The organism is Methylobacterium sp. Leaf102, from assembly GCF_001422425.1.
Lineage (GTDB): Bacteria > Pseudomonadota > Alphaproteobacteria > Rhizobiales > Beijerinckiaceae > Methylobacterium.
Window position 1 is genome coordinate 15,774 of record NZ_LMMX01000008.1, and the last position, 17,736, is coordinate 33,509.

Consider the following 17,736-nt stretch of genomic DNA (forward strand, 5'->3'; position numbering starts at 1 on the left):
CAGTTCGGTTCAGCGGTTTTCGCCTACTTGTTGCGCCCGAGCAGCACCAGCCAACCGATCCCGATCACGCACACCATCGCCCCCACGGTGACGAAGGCCGGGGTGCCGAGATCCATGAACCGGGGCGCCAGCTGCGTCGCGAAGGCCGCGACGATGAGGGCGACGGCTATGCGGGCGGCGGCGCGCTCGATGCCGCGGGTGAGCTTCTCGATGCCCTTCAGCTCGATCTCGACGGTGACGCGGCCCTGCTTCAGGCGCACCAGCATGAGGTGAATCAGGGTCGGCAGTTCGGAGGCCGCGCCGAACAGGCCGGCGCCCACCGCCTCCACCTTGCGGGTCAGGCCCTTGATGGAGAACTGCGAGGCGAGTTTGCGCTTCACCGTGGGGCCGGCGGCCGAGAACAGGTCAAAATTCGGGTCGAGCTGGCGCATCACCCCGTCGGCGGTCACCAGCCCCTTGAACAGGATGGCGAGGTCGGTGGGCATGGCGAGATCGTTCTCGCGAGCCATGGTCATGAAGTCGGTGAGCAGGGCGCCGAAATCGAGGGATGCCCCGGTGTGGCGGGCGATGAAGGCCTGCGACGAGGCTTCGAGCTTGGTCAGATCCGGGTTGCTCGATCCGGTCCAGTCGAGGAGCACGGCCATGAGCCCGTCGGCATCCTCCTTCAGCATCGAGCCGATGAGCATGAGGAGCTGGGTGCGGCGGCGCTCCGACAGGCGGCCGATGATGCCGAAATCAATGAAGCCGATCCGGTCGCCGGTCATGATCAGCATGTTGCCCGGATGCGGATCGGCGTGGAACACGCCCTCGATCAGAGCCATCTGCAGGAAGGCGTCGGTGCCCTTCTGGGCAAGCACCACCTTGTCGATGCCGGCGGCGTCGAGGCGGGCGTGGTCGTTGGGCGGAATGCCGTGGATGAACTCCTGGACGAGGACGCGCTCGGAGGTCCATTCCCAGTGGATCTTCGGCACCACGATGTCCTCGCGGTCGGCAAAGATCGCCGCGATGGTCTCGCAGTTGCGTGCCTCGTTGATGAGATCGAGCTCACCGTAGAGGCCGCTGGCCAGGTGCCGCATCTGCTCCTGCGGCTGGTAGCGCCCGAATTCCGGCCACTCGGTGACGACGACGCGGGTGGCATGGGCCAGGAGCCGCAGGTCGGCCTCGATGATCTTGCGCAAGCCCGGGCGCAGAACCTTGACCACCACCTCCTCGCCGGTGTGGAGCCGTGCCCGGTAGACCTGAGCGATGGAGGCGGCGGCAAGCGGCACCTTGTCGAACTCGGCGAAGACCTCGTCGGCCGGCGCCCCGAGGTCCTCCTCCAGCTGCGGCTGGATTCGCTCCCACGGGATCGGCGCGACCTGGCTGTGGAGCTTCTCGAGCTCCTCGGTCCATTCCGGCGTCAGAAGATCGGGGCGGCTCGCAAGGATCTGCCCGAGCTTGACGAAGGTGGGCCCGAGGGCCTCGATGGCCCGGCGCACGCGCTGCGGCTGCGACAGGCGGGCGATATCGACACGGGGCGTGCGGCGCTTGGCGAAACGCGCCACGTGGGCGATGCCGAGGCGCTCGACCACCTTGGTGACCCCGTAGCCGATGAGCACGGAGGCAATCTCGCCGAGGCGTTGCCGGTCGCGCGCGGCGACGAAGGCTGTTTTCAGCATGTGCGCTTGGGACTCGACTGGGGAGGAGGCGGCGCCCTGACAACGAGCCTGGGCGTGGTACGGTTCGGCTAGGCCCTTGGCGAGGCCGAAGTTTGACGGCGGTGATCACGCGGCAGATTCGCCCAACCCGTCATCTCGCGCTAGACAGGCGGCTTCCCGCGCCCTTCCGGCGCAGGTGGAAGTTTTCCGCGCCTCTCGGGGCGCATGTGCAGTTTCCGCGCCCTCGAGGCGCATGTGCGAGAGACGCGATGCCAGGCACGCCCCGCGCCGGAATCATCCCGGTGACGCCCTTCCAGCAGAACTGCACCCTGATCTGGTCCGACGAGACCAAGATCGGCGCCGTGGTCGATCCGGGCGGCGACCTCGACCGGATCGAGGCGGCGATCCAGGCCCAGGGCATCACCATCGAGAAGATCCTGCTCACCCATGGCCACATCGACCACGCCGGCGGCGCGGACGAACTGCGCGAGCGCCTCGGGGTGCCGATCGAAGGTCCGCACGAAGCCGACCGCTACCTGCTCGACAGCCTACCGGAGACGGGCGCCAATTACGGGATCGACGGGGCGCGGGCCGTGACGCCCGACCGCTGGCTGGTGGAGGGGGACGCCGTCACGGTGGGGGGCCTCGCCTTCGACATCCTCCACGCGCCGGGCCATTCGCCGGGCAGCGTGGTGTTCGTGAGCCGGGACGCGCGCTTCGCGCTGGTGGGCGACGTTGTGTTCAAGGGGTCGGTCGGCCGCACGGACCTGCCGGGCGGGAGCCACGACCAGCTCATCCGCGCCATCAAGGAGAAGGTCCTGCCACTCGGCGACGACATCGCCTTCATCCCCGGCCACGGCCCGACGAGCACGCTCGGCGAGGAGCGTCTCACGAACCCGTTCCTGCAGGATTGACCCGACGCGACGACACCGTGGACGGGGCACCCGTCAGCCCCCGCCACGCACAGCGAAAGCAATGCTTTTTCAAGGCGGAAGGCTTATAAAGGCCGTTGACGCATTGCAGGCGTGTCCGGGGCTCGCGCCGGGGCACGAAGGATCACGCCCGGACCCGCCTGCCCGAGGAACTTCATGTCCGACACGACTCACAACAGCTCAGACGCCACCCACAACAGCGCGGCCGCGGCCTACGGCGCGGAATCCATCCGGGTCCTCAAGGGCCTCGATGCCGTGCGCAAGCGACCGGGCATGTATATCGGCAACACCGACGACGGCTCGGGCCTGCACCACATGGTCTACGAGGTGGTGGACAACGCCATCGACGAGGCGCTCGCGGGCCACGCGGACCTCGTCTCCGTCACGCTCAACGCCGACGGCTCGGTGACCGTCTCGGACAACGGCCGCGGCATCCCCACCGACATCCACAAGGAGGAGGGGATCTCGGCGGCCGAGGTCATCATGACCCAGCTCCATGCGGGCGGTAAGTTCGACCAGAACTCCTACAAGGTCTCCGGCGGCCTTCACGGCGTCGGCGTCTCCGTGGTCAACGCCCTGTCGCAATGGCTGCGCCTGCGCATCTGGCGCAATGGCAAGGAACACGCCATGGAGTTCCGCCACGGCGACGCAGTGTCGCCGCTGGTGGTGGTCGGCGACGGCAACGGGCGGCGCGGCACCGAGGTGTCGTTCCTCGCATCCACCGAGACCTTCACGAGCATCGAGTTCGACTACGCCACCCTGGAGAAGCGCCTGCGCGAGCTCGCCTTCCTCAATTCCGGCGTGCGGATCGTCCTCACCGACGCACGCCATGCCGAGCACAAGCGCGAGGAGCTGTACTACGAGGGCGGCGTCGAGGCGTTCGTGCGCTACCTCGACCGCTCGCGCAAACCCATCGACGGGATGGCCAAGCCCATCATGGTGCGGTCCGAACGCGACGGGATCCGCGTCGAGGTGGCGTTCTGGTGGAACGACTCGTTCAACGAGACCGTGCTGCCGTTCACCAACAACATCCCCCAGCGCGAGGGCGGCACCCACATGGCGGGCTTCCGCGCCGCGCTGACCCGCCAGGTGACGGGCTACGCGGAATCGTCGGGCATCGCCAAGCGCGAGAAGGTGACGCTCACGGGCGAGGATTGCCGCGAGGGCCTCACGGCCGTGATCTCCGTGCAGGTGCCGGAACCGAGTTTCTCCTCGCAGACGAAGGACAAGCTCGTCACGGCAGCCGTACGGCCAGCGGTGGAGAACGTCCTCAACGAGGGCCTGTCCAACTGGCTCGAGGAGAACCCCGCCCAGGCGAAATCCGTCATGGGCAAGGTGATCCTGGCGGCCTCGGCCCGCGAGGCGGCGCGCAAGGCCCGCGAGACGGTGACGCGCAAGGGCGTCCTCGACATCGCCTCCCTGCCGGGCAAGCTCGCCGATTGCCAGGAGCGCGACCCGTCGAAGTGCGAGATCCTCCTGGTGGAGGGCGATTCCGCCGGCGGTTCGGCCAAGCAGGGTCGCGACCGCACCTTCCAGGCGGTTCTCCCCTTGCGCGGAAAGATCCTCAACGTCGAGCGGGTGCGCGCCGACCGGATGCTGTCGTCGGACCAGATCGGCACGTTGATCACGGCGCTCGGCGCCGGCATCGGCCGCTCGTCCACGGACCGCGAGGGCTTCAACCCGGAGAAGCTGCGCTACCACCGCATCATCATCATGACCGACGCGGATGTCGACGGCTCGCACATCCGCACCCTGCTGCTGACGTTCTTCTACCGGCAGATGCCGGAGGTGATCGAGCGCGGGCACCTCTACATCGCCCAGCCGCCCCTCTACAAAGCCTCGAAGGGCAAGCGGGAAATCTACCTCAAGGACGAGCGCGCGCTCGAGGACTACCTCATCGACGCGGGCGTCGACGGGGCGGTGCTGCGCCTGGCCTCCGGCACCGAGTTCGGCGGACAGCAACTGAAGGCCCTCGTCGAGGAGGCGCGCCAGTTCCGCGGCCTGATGCAGGCGCTCCACACCCGCTACGACCGCGCCGTGGTCGAGCAGGCGATGATCGCCGGCGCCTTCCGGGTCAATGTCGACGAGAACGCGGCGGAGGCCGAGGTTCTGGCCGACCGGGTGGCCCGACGCCTCGACCGGATCGCCGACGACATCGAGCAGGGCTGGGTAGGCTCCGTCAGCGAGGGCGGCTACGTCATGAGCCGGACCTTGCGCGGGGTGCGTCAGGTCGCGACCCTTGATGCCGGGCTCATCGCCTCGCAGGAGGCGACGCGGCTCGCCGACCGGGCCGAGGCCCTGCGCGAGATCTACCACGAGCCCGTCACCTACGCCCGCAAGGGCGACGAGACGACCCTGCACGGCCCCGTCGGCCTGTTCGAGGCGGTGATGGCGTTCGGCCGCAAGGGTCTCCAGCTCCAGCGCTACAAGGGTCTGGGCGAGATGACCGCCCAGCAGCTCTGGGAGACCACCCTCGACCGCGACGTGCGCTCGCTCCTCCAAGTGAAGGTCAAGGACACCCAGGACGCCGACGACCTGTTCGTGAAGCTCATGGGCGACGTGGTCGAGCCCCGCCGCGAGTTCATCCAGGACAACGCGCTCAGCGTCGCCAACCTCGACGTGTGAGGCGCGTCATCGAGACGGCGCGGGGCGGCGCAGACGCCGCCAGCCGAGGACGATCCCCGTGAGAGCGATGCCGGCGCCGAGCCCGTTCAGGGTCCACAGGACGAGGTCCCAGGCCGGGCGGTGGCGCGTCAGGATCGCGAAATCGAAGCGGTGGGGGGCGGAGAACAGCCAGCGGTTGGCCCGGCCGCTTCGGTCGAGACGCATCAGGATCTCGCCCGTTTCCGGGTCGAGATAGGCCGAGGTCTCCGCCGGATCGTCGAACCGGACGCGCAACACCGGCAGCACCCGTGTCTCGTGGTGCGGGTACCAATAGGCGTCGTAGGCCGTCAGGGTCTCGGCCGCGACGACCTGCGCGCCCGGCAGGATGCGCGCCGCCGCCGTGCTCAAGGATTGCGGCGCCACAGGCGGTTCGACCCGGCGTCGCCCGTCCGCATTGGTGGCGACCGCGTGGACCTGTCCGGCGATGCCGGTGAACCGAATCTCGACGGGACCGGACACGGCGACGGTGCGCAGGGCGTCGAGGCCGGGGAGGGGCGCTTCTCCCATGACGGCGCTCCGCATGGCGGGTGTTGGGCTCGGCCCGGAAAACCAGCGGTTCGGGTTCATCGACAGCCAACCGCTCGCGACCCAGCCGAGGAGCGCCACGCCGCCGACGATCCCGAACAGGTGGTGCCAACGCATAACGCCGCGATAGGGCGAGACTCCCATAGCGTAGGGCCGGCGCAGGCGCAGGCGCCAGACCCCGAGGACGAGGCCGCTCAGGACACCGGCCACGGCGATGCCGGAGATCCACAGCACCACGTCGCGCCACAGCTCGGCCCGGGCGCGCAGGGGCGTGAGGTAGATCCAGTGCGGGATCGACCCGAGCCAGTTCCAGCCGCGCGCAAACCGCGTCGTCTCTAAAACGACGGCGCCGGTGACCTGCGAGACGTAGCGCTCGGTGCCGGCGGAATCGTCGTGGGCGACGACGTGGAACGGGCGGAACGGATCGTAGCGCGCCGTCACGGTCCACTGGTCGCGCTGGATCGTCGTCACGCTGGGGTTCGGACCGGTCCCACCCCGGGCCCGAACGAGGGCCAGCGCTTCCACCCCCGACAAGGGTCCCAGCACCGCGCCGGTCTCGGCCGAGACCGTCCCGAGTTCGCCCGTCGGGAGGATGGTCCGGTAGACCGGCGCATCGCCGCGCATGCCGAGCGACAGGGCGAGGGGCAGGCGCGTCAGGCCGAGGGGCTTCAGCGCCGCGTCGGGGCCGAGCCGCACCCGATCCCAGGCGATGGGGGGCAGGCCGGCGAGCCGCGCCGCCTCCGTCAGGTTGGGGAAGGGGACGTACATCATCACCAGGCCCGATAGGACCCAGGTGGCGAGGAACATCCCCGTGGCGATGCCGAGCCAGCGGTGGCCGAGGATCAGCCACCGCTTCATTGGTTTCGGGAGGCGGCGCACGGCGCGTCAGAAGCTGACGCTGTAGGCGACCTCGAACGAGCGTGGCCGGCCGAGGAGCCAGTTTGTGCCGACCCCGTTCACGGCGTTGCCGCTGATGGCGTAGACCGTGTCGGCGAGGTTGTAGGCCCGCACCGACAGGCGCGAGGCCGGCCCGACCTGATAGTCGAGCCCGGCATTGAGCAGGGCGTAGTCCGGGCGCCGGGCCATGTTGCCGAAATCGCTGAAGGTCTCGCCGACATACTGCACGCCGATGCGCGCCTCCCAGGCCGGGGCGAAGGCCCAGTTCACCCAGAGGTTGGCGACGCGCTCCGGCACGTCGATGGGCTGACGACCGGCATAGGACACCACCGCACCAGCCACCGCCTGATTGAAATCGTCGTACTGGGCGTGGAGGAGGGCGACGTTGGCATCCACCCGCCAGGCGTCGAACAGGTGAAGGGACACGGCCGCCTCGACGCCCTGCGAGGATTGCCGGCCGACCTGGGTCGAGACGGTGGGCTGGCCCGGCACGGTGGAGACGAGGTTGTCCTTGACGATGCGGTAGCCGGCGAGCGTCCACTCGGCCAGCCCCCCGAAGGCGATGCCCTTGGCGCCGACCTCGACCTGCTGGCCGGTGGAGAGGCGGAAGTTCGCCAGACTCTGCGACAGGGTGATGAGGCTCCCCACCGGATCGGTGGCGGTGGCGTATTGGGCGTAGAGGGAGAGGTCGGGCGTCGGGGCGTAGACGGCACCGAAGCGGTAGCTCAGGGCCTGGAAGTCGCGCTGGAAGGTGGCGCCGGAGACGAGGTTCCGGCGGTTCAGGGTCGGGGCGTCGAAGCGCACGCCCGTCAGCAGCGAGAGCTGATCCGACAGGATCAGGCGGTTCTCGGCGAAGACCGAGGCCTGGTTGGTCGACGTGGCATAGGCGGGCGAGGCGCGGCCGTTGGCCGGGAACAGGCCGGGATCGTAGGCGAACGGATCGACGCTCGTGGTGAGACCGCCGCCCTCGGACTGGAAGTTGTTAGTGTGCCGGAAGGCGATGTGATTGACGTCGAACCCGGCCAGAAATTCGTTGCGGAACCCGAACAGGGTGCCCCGGACCGTCGCGTCGAGGCGGTTCCCGACCTGCTCCTGCTGGTGGTAGATTTCGGTGTAACTCGAACGGTCGATCAAGCCGGTGCCTCGGTTGAAGGCGTATTGCTCGACGTCGAGCCACTGGCGCCGGCTCTGGAGCCGGTAGGCGGTGTTGCGCACGGTGATGTCGGCGCTCGGGCTCCACTCGGTCCTGAGCTGGGTCCAGTTGTCCGTCCAAAAAATCTTGGCGTCGCGGACGTTGTAGTTGTTGAACCGGATGGAATCGAGGATCCGCCCGTTGACCAGCGGCGTACCCCAGTAGCGGGCGGGCTCCTGGTAGCCGAGGTCGTGGCTGAGTGTGAAGGCGAGGTCGGGGGCCGCCTGCAAGATCAGCGCGCCGGAGACCGCGAGGTTGCGAAAATCTCCGTCGGGCTGCATCCAGCCGCCGGACCGGTTGCCGCTGATGTTGAAGCGGTAGGCCAGGGCCTCACCGATGGGGCCGCCGGAATCGAGGGCGAGGCGGGCGAGACCGTCCGAGCCCAGGGCCGCGCGGGCCTCGATGATGGGCGTGAACACCGGCTTCTTCGTCACCACGTTGACGACGCCGCCGATGGCCCCGTCGCCGTAGAGTACCGAGGCCGGGCCGCGCAGGACCTCGATGCGCTCGACGTTCCAGGTGTCGAACGGGAAGGTGACGGTGCCGGCGCCCACGTAGAGGCGCGTGCCGTCGTAGAGCTGCTGGATCGAGTTCGGGCCGGCGAATCCGCGCGCCGTGAAGGCCCCATTGCCGTTGCCGGGGGCCGCCACGGTGGTGATGCCGGTGGCGTTCTCTGTCACGGCCTCCGCGACGGTGTTCTGGCCACGCCGGCGCGCGGTCTCGCCCGCGATCACGTCGACGCTGGCCGGCGTCTCCAGGGGCGTCAGACCGAGGCGGCTGGCGCCGCGATCCACCGTGCGCAGGTTGAGCCCGGCGGGCGCGACGCCGGAACCGGCCACCGACAGGGTGTCGAGGGTGACGGCCGGCTCCTGCGCCGAGGCCGCGAGGGGAGCGAGGACAAGGAGAAGACATCCTCCGACGATCCCGGGACCGGGACCGGGATGATGCGCGAGGCAGGAACGTGGAAACAGCATGGCGATGCGAATTGTCCGAGGGCGCGCGACGTACGCGACGACGCTTCCACCACGCCTAAAACGAATGTTATAGTGTTACAATCGTTCAGTCCTGGCCAAGCCCTTTCGTGCGACGACGCATGAGCTCGACGGCCGCACGGGTGCGGTACGCGATCACGATCGATAGGCAATGAAGGCAGTGGTTCGGGCGGGCGCATGCGGAAACGGCGGGCGCGCACGGGGCGCGGTGTGGCACGTCACCGCGAACGAGGCCGATCCGTTCGCGGCATGCGAACGCCCCGACACCCATCAGGACACCCCGCCCGATGCGTTTCGCGTGTGACCACGACTGACGGCAGGTCTCCTGGCTCGCGGGTCACCGCCCTCTCATCGTCTTCCCAGGCCGGGATCTTGGCAGATCCGGAAGACCCAGTGACGTGTTGATGATGGGCTCGCCGCTTACAGTTGCGGGGGCAGCCGCGGCATCGGGGCAAAGCCCTCACCGCGTTCCCTTTTGATCCTCCGGAGAGGAACCGTCACGGTTACGCTAGGACTTCGCCGATCACCCCGTCAAGCCGAAGCGCGGATCGTGACGGTCGATCCAGCGGCAAAGCGGAATTCCAGGCACACCAACGGACCGACGACGACCAAGCACCGAAAACGACGTTGACGCTTGATTGGAGTTATTCTAATTAAGAACGGCACGGGTGGAGCGACTGCCCATCCGACCGGGAGAGACACGATGACCAGCAACCACAGCATCGCCTGCGAGAGCTGCCGCTTCTTCGACGATCACAAGCTCAACGGCGGCGCGGCAGCCGGCGATGCGGGCCTGTGCCGCTTCAATCCGCCCGTGAGCCAGCCGGAGCCGAAGTCCCCGGGCCTTTGGCCGGTGGTGGCGTCCAAGGATTGGTGCGGTCACTTCACGGCCGAGATGACCGCTGCCGAATAAGCGCGCCCCCATCACGAAGCCCCAAGAGCTGGCGCGAAAGCGCCGGCTTTTTGCGTTCGGGCCCGGACCGACGACCTGGGAGCCGGATTCCGGCAATGGAAGGGCGTCGTGGTCATGATCCGGTCACCTTCGCGTCCGAAGGCGGGGCATCACCGCACGGGGCGACGACCGCGTGTGGCCCGGTGACGGTCGTCCGGCGCGGCTCCGGCGGGCCGACACGACACGGCTGATGGCGCCGCCCGGCAGGTTTTCGAAGTTTGAGGATGTCCAACAGATGATCGACCGATCGACCCTCGCCGCTCTGGCCGGCCTGACCCTGGCCGCGCTGCCCGGGTCCGCCCTGGCCGCCACGCCCAACGACGCGACCGGGACCTACCTCACCGAGGATGGCCGCGCGCGAATCCGCGTCGAGAAATGCGGTCCGCAGAACACCAACCTGTGCGGCTACGTCGTCTGGCTGAAGGTGCCGTTGAACGACAAGGGCCAGCCCCGCGTCGACTTCAAGAATCCCGACACCAAGAAGCAGGCACGCCCGTCGCTGGGGCACCAGCTCATCATGGGTCTGAAGCCGGATGCCGACGCCCGTTACGCCGGGAAGATCTACAACGCCGACGAGGGCAAGTTCTACGACGTGACCATGTGGGCCGATCAGCCCACCGAATTGTCCGTGCGGGGCTGCATGCTCGGGTTCCTGTGCGGATCGCAGACCTGGAGCAAGGTCAACGACGTGGTTCCGGGCCAGCTCACCGCGGCGACGAACCAGCCCGGCGGCCCGCGTTCCGACGCCGAATGGGCGCCCAAGCCCGCGGCCCCGAAGCCGGGCGCGAAGCCGGCCGCTCCCGGAACCGCACCCGCCGCCCCCGCGGCGGAGTAGGATCGCGCGTCGCCCGCATCGAGCCGCAGGATTCATCGGGAAAATTTCGAGCCGGCTTCGCCCAGCGGAGCCGGCTTTTTGTAGCTTTGGATCAGTCCACCAGGGCGGCGTAGGTCAGTACCCGCAACTCCCGGCGGATCGGCAGGGCCGAGGACGGGATGAGCTGGGCGAGGAGCACCACCGCGAGATCCTCGGCCGGGTCGACCCAGAATGCAGTGCTGGCGAGCCCGCCCCAGGCGGCCTCGCCGGGCGTTCCGACGATCTGCGCACGGGCCGGATCGAGCATCACTGAGAAGCCGAGCCCGAAACCGATGCCCGTATAGGCCGTCTCGGAGAAGCGCGGCTGGCCCATGGCGGCCAGATCGCCGTCGAGGTGGTTCGTGAGCATGAGATCGACGGTCTTGCGCCCCAGCAGCCGCACGCCGTCGAGTTCTCCGCGCGCCAGGAGGAAGCGGCAGAAGCGCATGTAGTCCCCCGCCGTGGAGACGAGGCCGCCGCCGCCGGAGGCCACCACCGGCGGACGCGCGAACCGGCTCCCGACGCAATCGTCGTAGAGCTTCAGGCTGCGTTCGCGAAACAGACTGTAATTCGCCGCGAACCGCTCGACCTTGTCGGGTGGAACGAAGAAATCCGTGTCGAGCATGCCGAGCGGCGCCAGGACGCGCTCCCGCATGAACTCCGCGAAGTCCTGGCCGGACACGACCGCGACGAGGTAACCGAGGACGTCCGTGGCGACGCTGTAGTTCCACTCGGCCCCGGGCTGGGCCAGCAGGGGCTGGCGGGCAAGGCGCTCCACCACGGTGGCGAGGCTATCAGTCTGCGCCTCGCCGAAATCGACGCCGTTCTGGCGGTAGAGGCCATCGACAAGGGTGGCCTCCATGAAGCCGTAGGTCAGGCCGGAGGTATGGGTGAGGAGGTCGCGGATGGTGATGGCGCGCTGCGCCGGCTCGCTGTCGAACTTCACCCGGTTGCCGCCAGTGAGCACCCGCATGTCGGAGAATTCCGGCAGGAAACGGGTGATGGGATCGTCGAGCTGGAAGCGCCCCTCTTCGTAGAGCATCATCACCGCCACCGAGGTGAGCGGCTTCGTCATCGAATAGATGCGCGCGATGGTGTCGGGGGCGAACGGCTTCTCCCGGGCGATGTCGGCGAGACCGTGGGTGCGGAAATACGCGGTCTTGCCCGCCCGCGCCACCATCACCGAGAGGCCGGCGAGCTTCCCGTCTGCCACCAGCCGCTCCATCCAGCCGTCGATCCGCCCCAGGCGATCCGGGCACAGCCCCACCGCCCGTGCCTCGACGTCGATCTCACCGTGCATGCCATCGCTCCATCACACCGTGACGGCATGTAGCCGGGCCTGGCGGGGACGCAACCCCGGCGCCATGGCCCTACCAACCCATGGAGCCGGGACCGCCCTTGAACGGGCCGACGAGGCCCGGCGTGATCCAACCGCCGTAGAACCCGCCGGGCTGCGGCGTGGCGCGGACATCGCCGACGAAGCAGCCGTCCATCGGTCCGGCATAGAAGGCGAGGTATCCGGCGATGGCGCGAAAATCCGGCGTGGGATCGGGATAGGCCCAGGCCGCCCCCTCGGCGCGGCGCCCGCCGGCCGAGACGTCGTGGAGCACGGCGCGGCCCTTCCACTCGCAGAGGCCGGCCCGGCGCGGCGGGCCGAGCACGCCCGGGGCCACGTCGGCGGGCGGGATGTAGTAGGTCGGCGGATGGCTGGTCTCGAGGACGCGCCAGCCCGCCACCGTGCTGGCGATGGTCTCGCCCGAGAACACCACCCGCAAGCGCCGGGCGACGCGCTCCAGGCGGGGCGGCCGCGGGTAATCCCAGACGCTCTCCTCGTAGGGACCGGGGTGAATCGGTGTCGGCCACATGCGCAGCGGGCTCCTGGCGTCGGGATACGGATGCGTGAGTTAGGGCACGGCGTGGGCCGCGCCCCGTTTTCCACTGGCGCGCGTCATGCTAGCGCAGGCCGGTCTTGGATGGAGGGACGCGAAGCGTGACCGAGAGCGTGACCGAGCCGACCGACTTCGCCCTCTACCTCGACTTCGACGGGACCCTCGTGGAAATCGCCCCCCGGCCCGAGCTGGTCCGGGTCGATCCGGCCCTGCCGGGCGCCCTGGAGCGGCTGCGCACCCGCCTCGGCGGCGCGCTCGCCGTCGTCACCGGTCGGCCCATCGGGGTGATCGACGATTTCCTGGCGCCGGCCCGGTTCGATATCGCCGGCCTGCATGGGGTCGAGCGGCGGGTCGACGGCGTTGTGAGCGGGGGAGGCGCCGAGAACCATCCGGAACTGCGTGCCCGCATCGCCGGCCTGACCGCGGCCGTCGCCGGGCTCGATGCCGTTCTGATCGAAGACAAGGGCGCGTCGGTGGCGGTGCATTGGCGCCTCGCCAGTCCGGCCGACGCGGCGCTCGCGGAAGCGGCGGTCAAGATCACCGCCGATGCCCTGGGTGCCGCCTACCGGCTCCAGCTTGGCAAGGCGGTAGGCGAGATCGTGCCCGCCTCGGCTACCAAGGGCCAGGCCATCCGGGTATTCGCGCAAGCCCCGCCCTATGCCGGCCGCCGGGCGATCTTCCTCGGCGACGACCTCACCGACGAGAAGGCCTTCGCGGTGGTCAACGCGAGCGGGGGCGTCAGCGTCCGCATCGGCGCGGCCGAAACCATCGCCACACGGCGCCTCGCCACCCCGGAGGACGTGCGCCGGCTGCTCTACGCCTGGGCCGACGGGGCCCCCATCGATCCCGACGCCCTGCCGCCGGCCTGACCCGGCCGCGCCCAGAACGGCCACACCCGCGTCAGCCACACCTGAGAACCCGGCCTTTTTCGAAAAGGAGCGCGCATGTTCGAATTTCCGGTCCTCGTCGGCGATATCGGCGGCACCAACGCCCGCTTCGCCGTGGTGCCGAAGTCCGGTGCACAGCCGCGCCTTCTCGCCCATGTCGAGACGGCCGGCCATCCAGACCCGAGCGCCGCGATCCGGGCGGCGCTCGCCGAAGGTGGCGGTCCGCCGCCGCGCTCGGCCATCCTGGCCGTCGCCGCGCGCGTCGATGGCCCGGCGGTACAGCTTACCAACGCCCATTGGGTGATCGAAGGCGCGCGGATCGGCCGGGATTTCGGCCTGTCGCGGGCGGTGATCGTCAACGACTACGTGCCGGTGGCGGCGGGCGCGGCCGAGATCAGTCCCGGCGAGTTGACCCCGGTGGGTCCCCATCGCGAGGGTGGGATCAAGGGTGATCAGGGCGCCCGCCTCGTCCTCGGCCCCGGCACGGGTTTCGGCGCGGCGGCCCTGCTGCCCGTGGGGGATCGCCTCGCCATCGTCTCGACGGAGAGCGGGCACGTGGATTTCGGCCCGAGCGACGCCGAGGAGCACGCCCTGTGGCCGCACCTGGAGCGGATCGAGGGACGGATCACCGTCGAGGCGTTGCTCTCCGGGCCAGGCCTGTCGCGCCTGCACGCCGGTCTGCATCGTCTGCGCACTGGAGAGGACGGCCCCAGGCTCGATCCCGCCGCGGTCACCGAGGCAGGACTCGGCGGCACGGACCCGGATGCGGCGGCCGCCCTCGCGCTCTTCGCCAAGCTGCTCGGCCGGGTCTGCGGCGACCTCGCCCTGACGTTCCTCGCCACCGGCGGGGTCTACATCGGCGGCGGCATCGCCCCCCGGATCATCGATGTGCTGCACCAGGGTGGCTTCCGCGCCGCCTTCGAGCACAAGCCGCCCTTCGTGGCGCAGATGGAGGCGATTCCCACCAGCGTGATCGCCCTCCACGACCCGGCCCTTTCGGGCCTCGCCGCCCTGGCGAGCCGGCCGGACGTGTTCGTGTATCACGGTCAGACCTGGACGGCGGACTGAGCCTAGGGATGCAGCTGCATCACCCCATCGTCGTGCCCGATCTGGTCGAGGCCTGGATCCTCGACCGGCTGTCCGTGGCCCCGACAGGAGACGGCGACCGGCCGAGCCTGCGCTTCTTCCGGGATCGCACCGTGGCAGGCCTCGTCGCCCAGGCGATGCAGGACCGCCGGGACGACGGTGCGGCGGGGCTCACCGCCCGCGATGTTCGGCAGGGTGCCGTCCTGGCGTTCGACCGTACCACCCTGTCCTCCGCGACCCAGCTGATCTCCGTGCGGGAGGCCCGCGACGACCTGCGCGAGGACGAGGTCGAATTGCGCGCACGCACCGATCTGCTTCGCCTCCGCCAGCGAATCCGGACGATCCACCTCGGCGACGAGGAGATCGACTTCTGGATCGAGGCCTATGCCGGCGGGCATCCCGGCGACGACGGGACCGGACGCTGGACCAAGGCCGTCCTCGGGGCGCTCGACGACCTCTACGGCGACCCGCGCCGGATTCCCGGCGACCTGGCGCCGCCCGAGCGGGAACACTGAGCGAAGAACCCAAGGCGATTTTACACAGGCGTAAACGCTCGCCTAAGATGCGGGGCATGCGCACCGGACGGACACGATCACGGGCGAGCGGACGCCCCTTCAGCGCGGCGCTTCTCGGAGGCGTGTCCACCGTCTTGTGCGCAGCCGCCCTGGCCCAGGGTCCGTCACCCATCAACAACTGGATGGATCTTCGCACCGCTCTGGCCGCGTGCTGGTCGGTGCCGCCGGGGACGGAGGGATCGTTGATCGCGTTCCGCTTCGGCCTCGACAAGACGGGCGCCCTGCGAGGGCCGCCCCTCGTCACCGCCCGGCGGCTGAACGGCGACGGGGAAGCCCGCAAACGCTACGAGGACGCTGCGACCGGCGCCCTGTCACGGTGCCTTCCGATCTCCGTCACACCGGCCTTCGGGGCGATCCTCGGCGAAAGTCCTATCCGCCTGCGGTTCGTCAACACGCCGCCCGCCCCCGCCTATCAGCTCAACAGCAACATCACGGTGTTCGCGCCGCACTGAGGCTCACGCGATCACCCGGGCCATTCGGGCAAATCCTAAAAAAGCGACCCTATCGCGGAACCGAATGGCAAACCCTGCGTTATCGCCTCCACTCAAACAACTAATGTAAACACAAAGTAAAGGACTGATCTTTTCCATTGATGATGCGATCTAATCTCGGTGTTGCCGAAATACACTAGAAGCGTCGTGCCAAGCCTTGCTAAGCCCAGGTCACGCCGCACCGAGAGTGCGCCTCAGCTTTTCTGGCAGTCACACAATGTTCAAGACGCTCTTCCTCGCCAGCACCGCCGCCGCCCTCCTCGTGGGCGCTGCCTCGGCCGCTGACCTTCCGCGCCGCGCGGCTCCGCCGGTGTTCGTGCCGGTGCCGGTGTTCACCTGGACGGGCTTCTACGCCGGTTTCAACGCCGGCTACGGCTTCGACGCCTCGAACCGCGACACCAACGTCTACAACAACGTGTTCCCGAACCTGGTCCGCGGCGGCGCCGCTGGTCTCGCCGGCGCCGGTGGCCCGTCGCAGGTCGCCTACTCCGACCGTTCGAACGAAGGTTTCACCGGCGGTGGTCAGATCGGCTACAACTACCAGTTCACCCCGGGCTCGGGCGTGGTCGTCGGTATCGAAGCCGACGCCCAGTACGTCGACTTCGGCCGTAGCCGGAACAACTTCGTCCTGACCCCCGGCTTCGCCCCCGTCGCCGGCGTCACCTTCGTCGATCCCCGCGGCACCGCCAGCCTCGACTACTTCGGCACCGTCCGCGGCCGCCTCGGCTACGCCTTCGACCGCACCCTCGTGTACGGCACCGGCGGCTTCGCCTACGGCGCCGGCAGCGAGGAGCGCTCCTTCGGCGGCTTCCGCGGCAACGACAGCTTCCGCACCGGCTGGGCCGCCGGCGGTGGCATCGAGTACGCGCTCCCCACCGACTCGTTCTTCAACTTCTTCAAGTCCTCGGCCGTGACGTTCAAGGTCGAAGGCCTGTACGTCAACCTCGACCAGAACAACCGCAACGCCGGCGTCTACGCCGTCGACACCAACAACGTCGTCTACCGTCAGCCCGGCTTTGCCGGCCGCAACTCCGGCACCGAGTTCGCCGTCGTCCGCGCCGGCCTGAACTACAAGTTCGGCTCGTACTAGGACCTGCGGGACCTTCAGGTTCGGCCTGAGCGTCCCCAGCCCCGATCATCTGGCCGCTTTCGTCGAGGCGACACCCCGAGGAGAAATCCTCGGGGTGTCGCTGTTTGGGGGTCGCGAAACGCGTTATTCGTTCACGGCGGGCGCCCCGTCGGCCATCGCGTAAACATGGTCGGCGATGGCACCGGCGGTGGTGAGCCAGACCGCGTCCCGGTGCGCCGCGATGTGCTCCAGGGCCGCACGCAAGGGCTTCAGGCGGTGTGGTTGGCCGACGATGTAGGGATGCAATGCGATCCCCATGACCAGGGGGGCATCCCGAGACTGGACCAGCATCTCGTCGAAGCCATCGACGAGGGCTTCCGCGAACTGACGGCCGGTGTCCTTACGGGCGACGATCGCCGGGATATCGTTCAGTTCCTGCGGATAAGGCACCGAGAGGATGCGCCGCCCTCCGCGCGTCGCGAACCACACCGGCTGATCGTCATGCGCCCAGTCGAGAAGGTAGCGGTACCCGGCCTCGGCCAGGAGATCCGGCGTCACCCGCGATTGCGAGATCCAGGGGCCGAGCCAACCAGCCGGCGGCTCGCCCTCGTGCCGGGCGAGGATCTCCGTCGCCTCGGCGATGAGGCGCCGCTCGGCGGCCTCGTCTAGGGTGCCCTGACGCTCGGCATTGGTGCGGCCGTGGCCGACGATCTCGTCGCCACGGGCCCGGAACGCTTCGATGAGTCCCGGGCAATCCGCATAGAGCCGACTGTTGACGAGCACGCTCGCCGGCAGGGCGAGACTGTCGAGCATCGCCTTCATCCGCCACGCGCCGATGCGGTTGCCCCAATCGCGCCAAGCGTAGTTCAGCACGTCCGGTTGGGGGCCTCCGGGCGCGAGCTCGGCGCCGAGCCCAGATCCGAAATCGAAGGTTTCGAGGTTGAGGGCGACGTACACGGCCAAGCGCTTGCCCCCCGGCCAGTCGTAGACCGGCCGATCGGGCAGCGCGCTGTAGCCGTATCGGCCATGGCCTGCCGATGTATCCATGCTGATGCCTTTGCGCTCGAGGTCGGGGCTCCGTGCCTCCCGAGATAG

General features: G+C 69.0%; 15 protein-coding genes and 1 riboswitch. Of the genes, 9 read left to right on the top strand and 6 right to left on the bottom strand.

The annotated features are described in order from the left end of the window. Positions 1-23: 23 nt before the first annotated feature. Positions 24-1,658 (bottom strand): AarF/ABC1/UbiB kinase family protein, encoded by a 1,635-nt coding sequence (locus ASF27_RS07135; protein ID WP_056169167.1) that lies wholly within the window; start codon positions 1,656-1,658, stop codon positions 24-26. A gap of 248 nt (positions 1,659-1,906) precedes the next feature. Between ASF27_RS07135 and ASF27_RS07140 the strand changes: the two genes are divergently transcribed. Both ASF27_RS07140 and gyrB read left to right on the top strand, forming a co-directional pair. Further along, entirely contained in the window at positions 1,907-2,551 is a 645-nt protein-coding gene (locus ASF27_RS07140) for an MBL fold metallo-hydrolase (protein ID WP_056263755.1), read from the top strand. Between the two features lie 174 nt (positions 2,552-2,725). After that, a complete protein-coding gene (gene gyrB, locus ASF27_RS07145) occupies positions 2,726-5,194 on the top strand; it encodes a DNA topoisomerase (ATP-hydrolyzing) subunit B (protein ID WP_056358856.1) in 2,469 nt (822 codons plus the stop codon). A 6-nt stretch (positions 5,195-5,200) separates the two neighbouring features. Here gyrB and ASF27_RS07150 read toward each other — a convergent pair whose 3' ends face one another. Both ASF27_RS07150 and ASF27_RS07155 read right to left on the bottom strand, forming a co-directional pair. Further along, entirely contained in the window at positions 5,201-6,616 is a 1,416-nt protein-coding gene (locus ASF27_RS07150) for a peptidase (RefSeq protein ID WP_056358859.1), read from the bottom strand. A 27-nt stretch (positions 6,617-6,643) separates the two neighbouring features. Next, the gene (locus ASF27_RS07155; protein WP_056358862.1) at positions 6,644-8,821 is read right to left on the bottom strand and encodes a TonB-dependent siderophore receptor; all 2,178 of its coding nucleotides are present in this window, start codon (positions 8,819-8,821) and stop codon (positions 6,644-6,646) included. A gap of 315 nt (positions 8,822-9,136) precedes the next feature. Next, a riboswitch (cobalamin riboswitch) is annotated at positions 9,137-9,353 on the bottom strand. Positions 9,354-9,542: 189 nt separating this feature from the next. Between ASF27_RS07155 and ASF27_RS07160 the strand changes: the two genes are divergently transcribed. Together ASF27_RS07160 and ASF27_RS07165 are read left to right on the top strand one after the other, a co-directional pair. Beyond that, positions 9,543-9,752 (top strand): hypothetical protein, encoded by a 210-nt coding sequence (locus ASF27_RS07160; protein WP_056263763.1) that lies wholly within the window; start codon positions 9,543-9,545, stop codon positions 9,750-9,752. A 274-nt stretch (positions 9,753-10,026) separates the two neighbouring features. Continuing rightward, positions 10,027-10,626: a DUF2147 domain-containing protein gene (locus ASF27_RS07165; protein WP_056263765.1), complete on the top strand. Its 600-nt coding sequence runs from the start codon at positions 10,027-10,029 to the stop codon at positions 10,624-10,626. A gap of 91 nt (positions 10,627-10,717) precedes the next feature. Here the strand turns inward: ASF27_RS07165 and ASF27_RS07170 are convergent, their stop codons facing one another. Both ASF27_RS07170 and ASF27_RS07175 read right to left on the bottom strand, forming a co-directional pair. Beyond that, positions 10,718-11,944: a serine hydrolase domain-containing protein gene (locus ASF27_RS07170; RefSeq protein WP_056169146.1), complete on the bottom strand. Its 1,227-nt coding sequence runs from the start codon at positions 11,942-11,944 to the stop codon at positions 10,718-10,720. 70 nt (positions 11,945-12,014) lie between these two features. Then, positions 12,015-12,509: a DUF427 domain-containing protein gene (locus tag ASF27_RS07175; protein WP_056358865.1), complete on the bottom strand. Its 495-nt coding sequence runs from the start codon at positions 12,507-12,509 to the stop codon at positions 12,015-12,017. Positions 12,510-12,646: 137 nt separating this feature from the next. On the opposite strand from ASF27_RS07175, the gene otsB reads away from it, so the two are divergent. The 5 genes from otsB to ASF27_RS07200 all read left to right on the top strand — a co-directional run bounded on the left by otsB (position 12,647) and on the right by ASF27_RS07200 (position 16,662). Further along, on the top strand, positions 12,647-13,402 hold the full coding sequence (gene otsB / locus ASF27_RS07180; RefSeq protein ID WP_056358916.1) for a trehalose-phosphatase: 756 nt from the start codon (positions 12,647-12,649) through the stop codon (positions 13,400-13,402). A 75-nt stretch (positions 13,403-13,477) separates the two neighbouring features. After that, positions 13,478-14,488, top strand: a complete 1,011-nt coding sequence (locus ASF27_RS07185) for a glucokinase (protein WP_056304285.1) — start codon at positions 13,478-13,480, stop codon at positions 14,486-14,488. Positions 14,489-14,496: 8 nt separating this feature from the next. After that, positions 14,497-15,021, top strand: a complete 525-nt coding sequence (locus ASF27_RS07190) for a hypothetical protein (protein WP_056169137.1) — start codon at positions 14,497-14,499, stop codon at positions 15,019-15,021. A gap of 182 nt (positions 15,022-15,203) precedes the next feature. Further along, the gene (locus ASF27_RS07195) at positions 15,204-15,533 is read left to right on the top strand and encodes a hypothetical protein (RefSeq protein ID WP_347379631.1); all 330 of its coding nucleotides are present in this window, start codon (positions 15,204-15,206) and stop codon (positions 15,531-15,533) included. A 256-nt stretch (positions 15,534-15,789) separates the two neighbouring features. Next, entirely contained in the window at positions 15,790-16,662 is an 873-nt protein-coding gene (locus tag ASF27_RS07200) for a porin family protein (RefSeq protein ID WP_056358869.1), read from the top strand. Between the two features lie 123 nt (positions 16,663-16,785). Here ASF27_RS07200 and ASF27_RS07205 read toward each other — a convergent pair whose 3' ends face one another. After that, positions 16,786-17,688: a polysaccharide deacetylase family protein gene (locus ASF27_RS07205; protein WP_056358872.1), complete on the bottom strand. Its 903-nt coding sequence runs from the start codon at positions 17,686-17,688 to the stop codon at positions 16,786-16,788. Between the last annotated feature and the right edge of the window lie 48 nt (positions 17,689-17,736).

What these genes read in the sequence shown, in the direction of transcription:
- gyrB (WP_056358856.1), top strand. Translation starts at nt 2,726, where the DNA reads ATGTCCGACACGACTCACAACAGCTCAGACGCCACCCACAACAGCGCG.
- ASF27_RS07135 (WP_056169167.1), bottom strand. Translation starts at nt 1,658, where the DNA reads ATGCTGAAAACAGCCTTCGTCGCCGCGCGCGACCGGCAACGCCTCGGC.
- ASF27_RS07200 (WP_056358869.1), top strand. Translation starts at nt 15,790, where the DNA reads ATGTTCAAGACGCTCTTCCTCGCCAGCACCGCCGCCGCCCTCCTCGTG.
- ASF27_RS07175 (WP_056358865.1), bottom strand. Translation starts at nt 12,509, where the DNA reads ATGTGGCCGACACCGATTCACCCCGGTCCCTACGAGGAGAGCGTCTGG.
- ASF27_RS07165 (WP_056263765.1), top strand. Translation starts at nt 10,027, where the DNA reads ATGATCGACCGATCGACCCTCGCCGCTCTGGCCGGCCTGACCCTGGCC.
- ASF27_RS07140 (WP_056263755.1), top strand. Translation starts at nt 1,907, where the DNA reads ATGCCAGGCACGCCCCGCGCCGGAATCATCCCGGTGACGCCCTTCCAG.
- ASF27_RS07160 (WP_056263763.1), top strand. Translation starts at nt 9,543, where the DNA reads ATGACCAGCAACCACAGCATCGCCTGCGAGAGCTGCCGCTTCTTCGAC.
- ASF27_RS07190 (WP_056169137.1), top strand. Translation starts at nt 14,497, where the DNA reads ATGCAGCTGCATCACCCCATCGTCGTGCCCGATCTGGTCGAGGCCTGG.
- ASF27_RS07155 (WP_056358862.1), bottom strand. Translation starts at nt 8,821, where the DNA reads ATGCTGTTTCCACGTTCCTGCCTCGCGCATCATCCCGGTCCCGGTCCC.
- ASF27_RS07170 (WP_056169146.1), bottom strand. Translation starts at nt 11,944, where the DNA reads ATGCACGGTGAGATCGACGTCGAGGCACGGGCGGTGGGGCTGTGCCCG.
- ASF27_RS07150 (WP_056358859.1), bottom strand. Translation starts at nt 6,616, where the DNA reads ATGAAGCGGTGGCTGATCCTCGGCCACCGCTGGCTCGGCATCGCCACG.
- ASF27_RS07195 (WP_347379631.1), top strand. Translation starts at nt 15,204, where the DNA reads ATGGATCTTCGCACCGCTCTGGCCGCGTGCTGGTCGGTGCCGCCGGGG.
- ASF27_RS07185 (WP_056304285.1), top strand. Translation starts at nt 13,478, where the DNA reads ATGTTCGAATTTCCGGTCCTCGTCGGCGATATCGGCGGCACCAACGCC.
- ASF27_RS07205 (WP_056358872.1), bottom strand. Translation starts at nt 17,688, where the DNA reads ATGGATACATCGGCAGGCCATGGCCGATACGGCTACAGCGCGCTGCCC.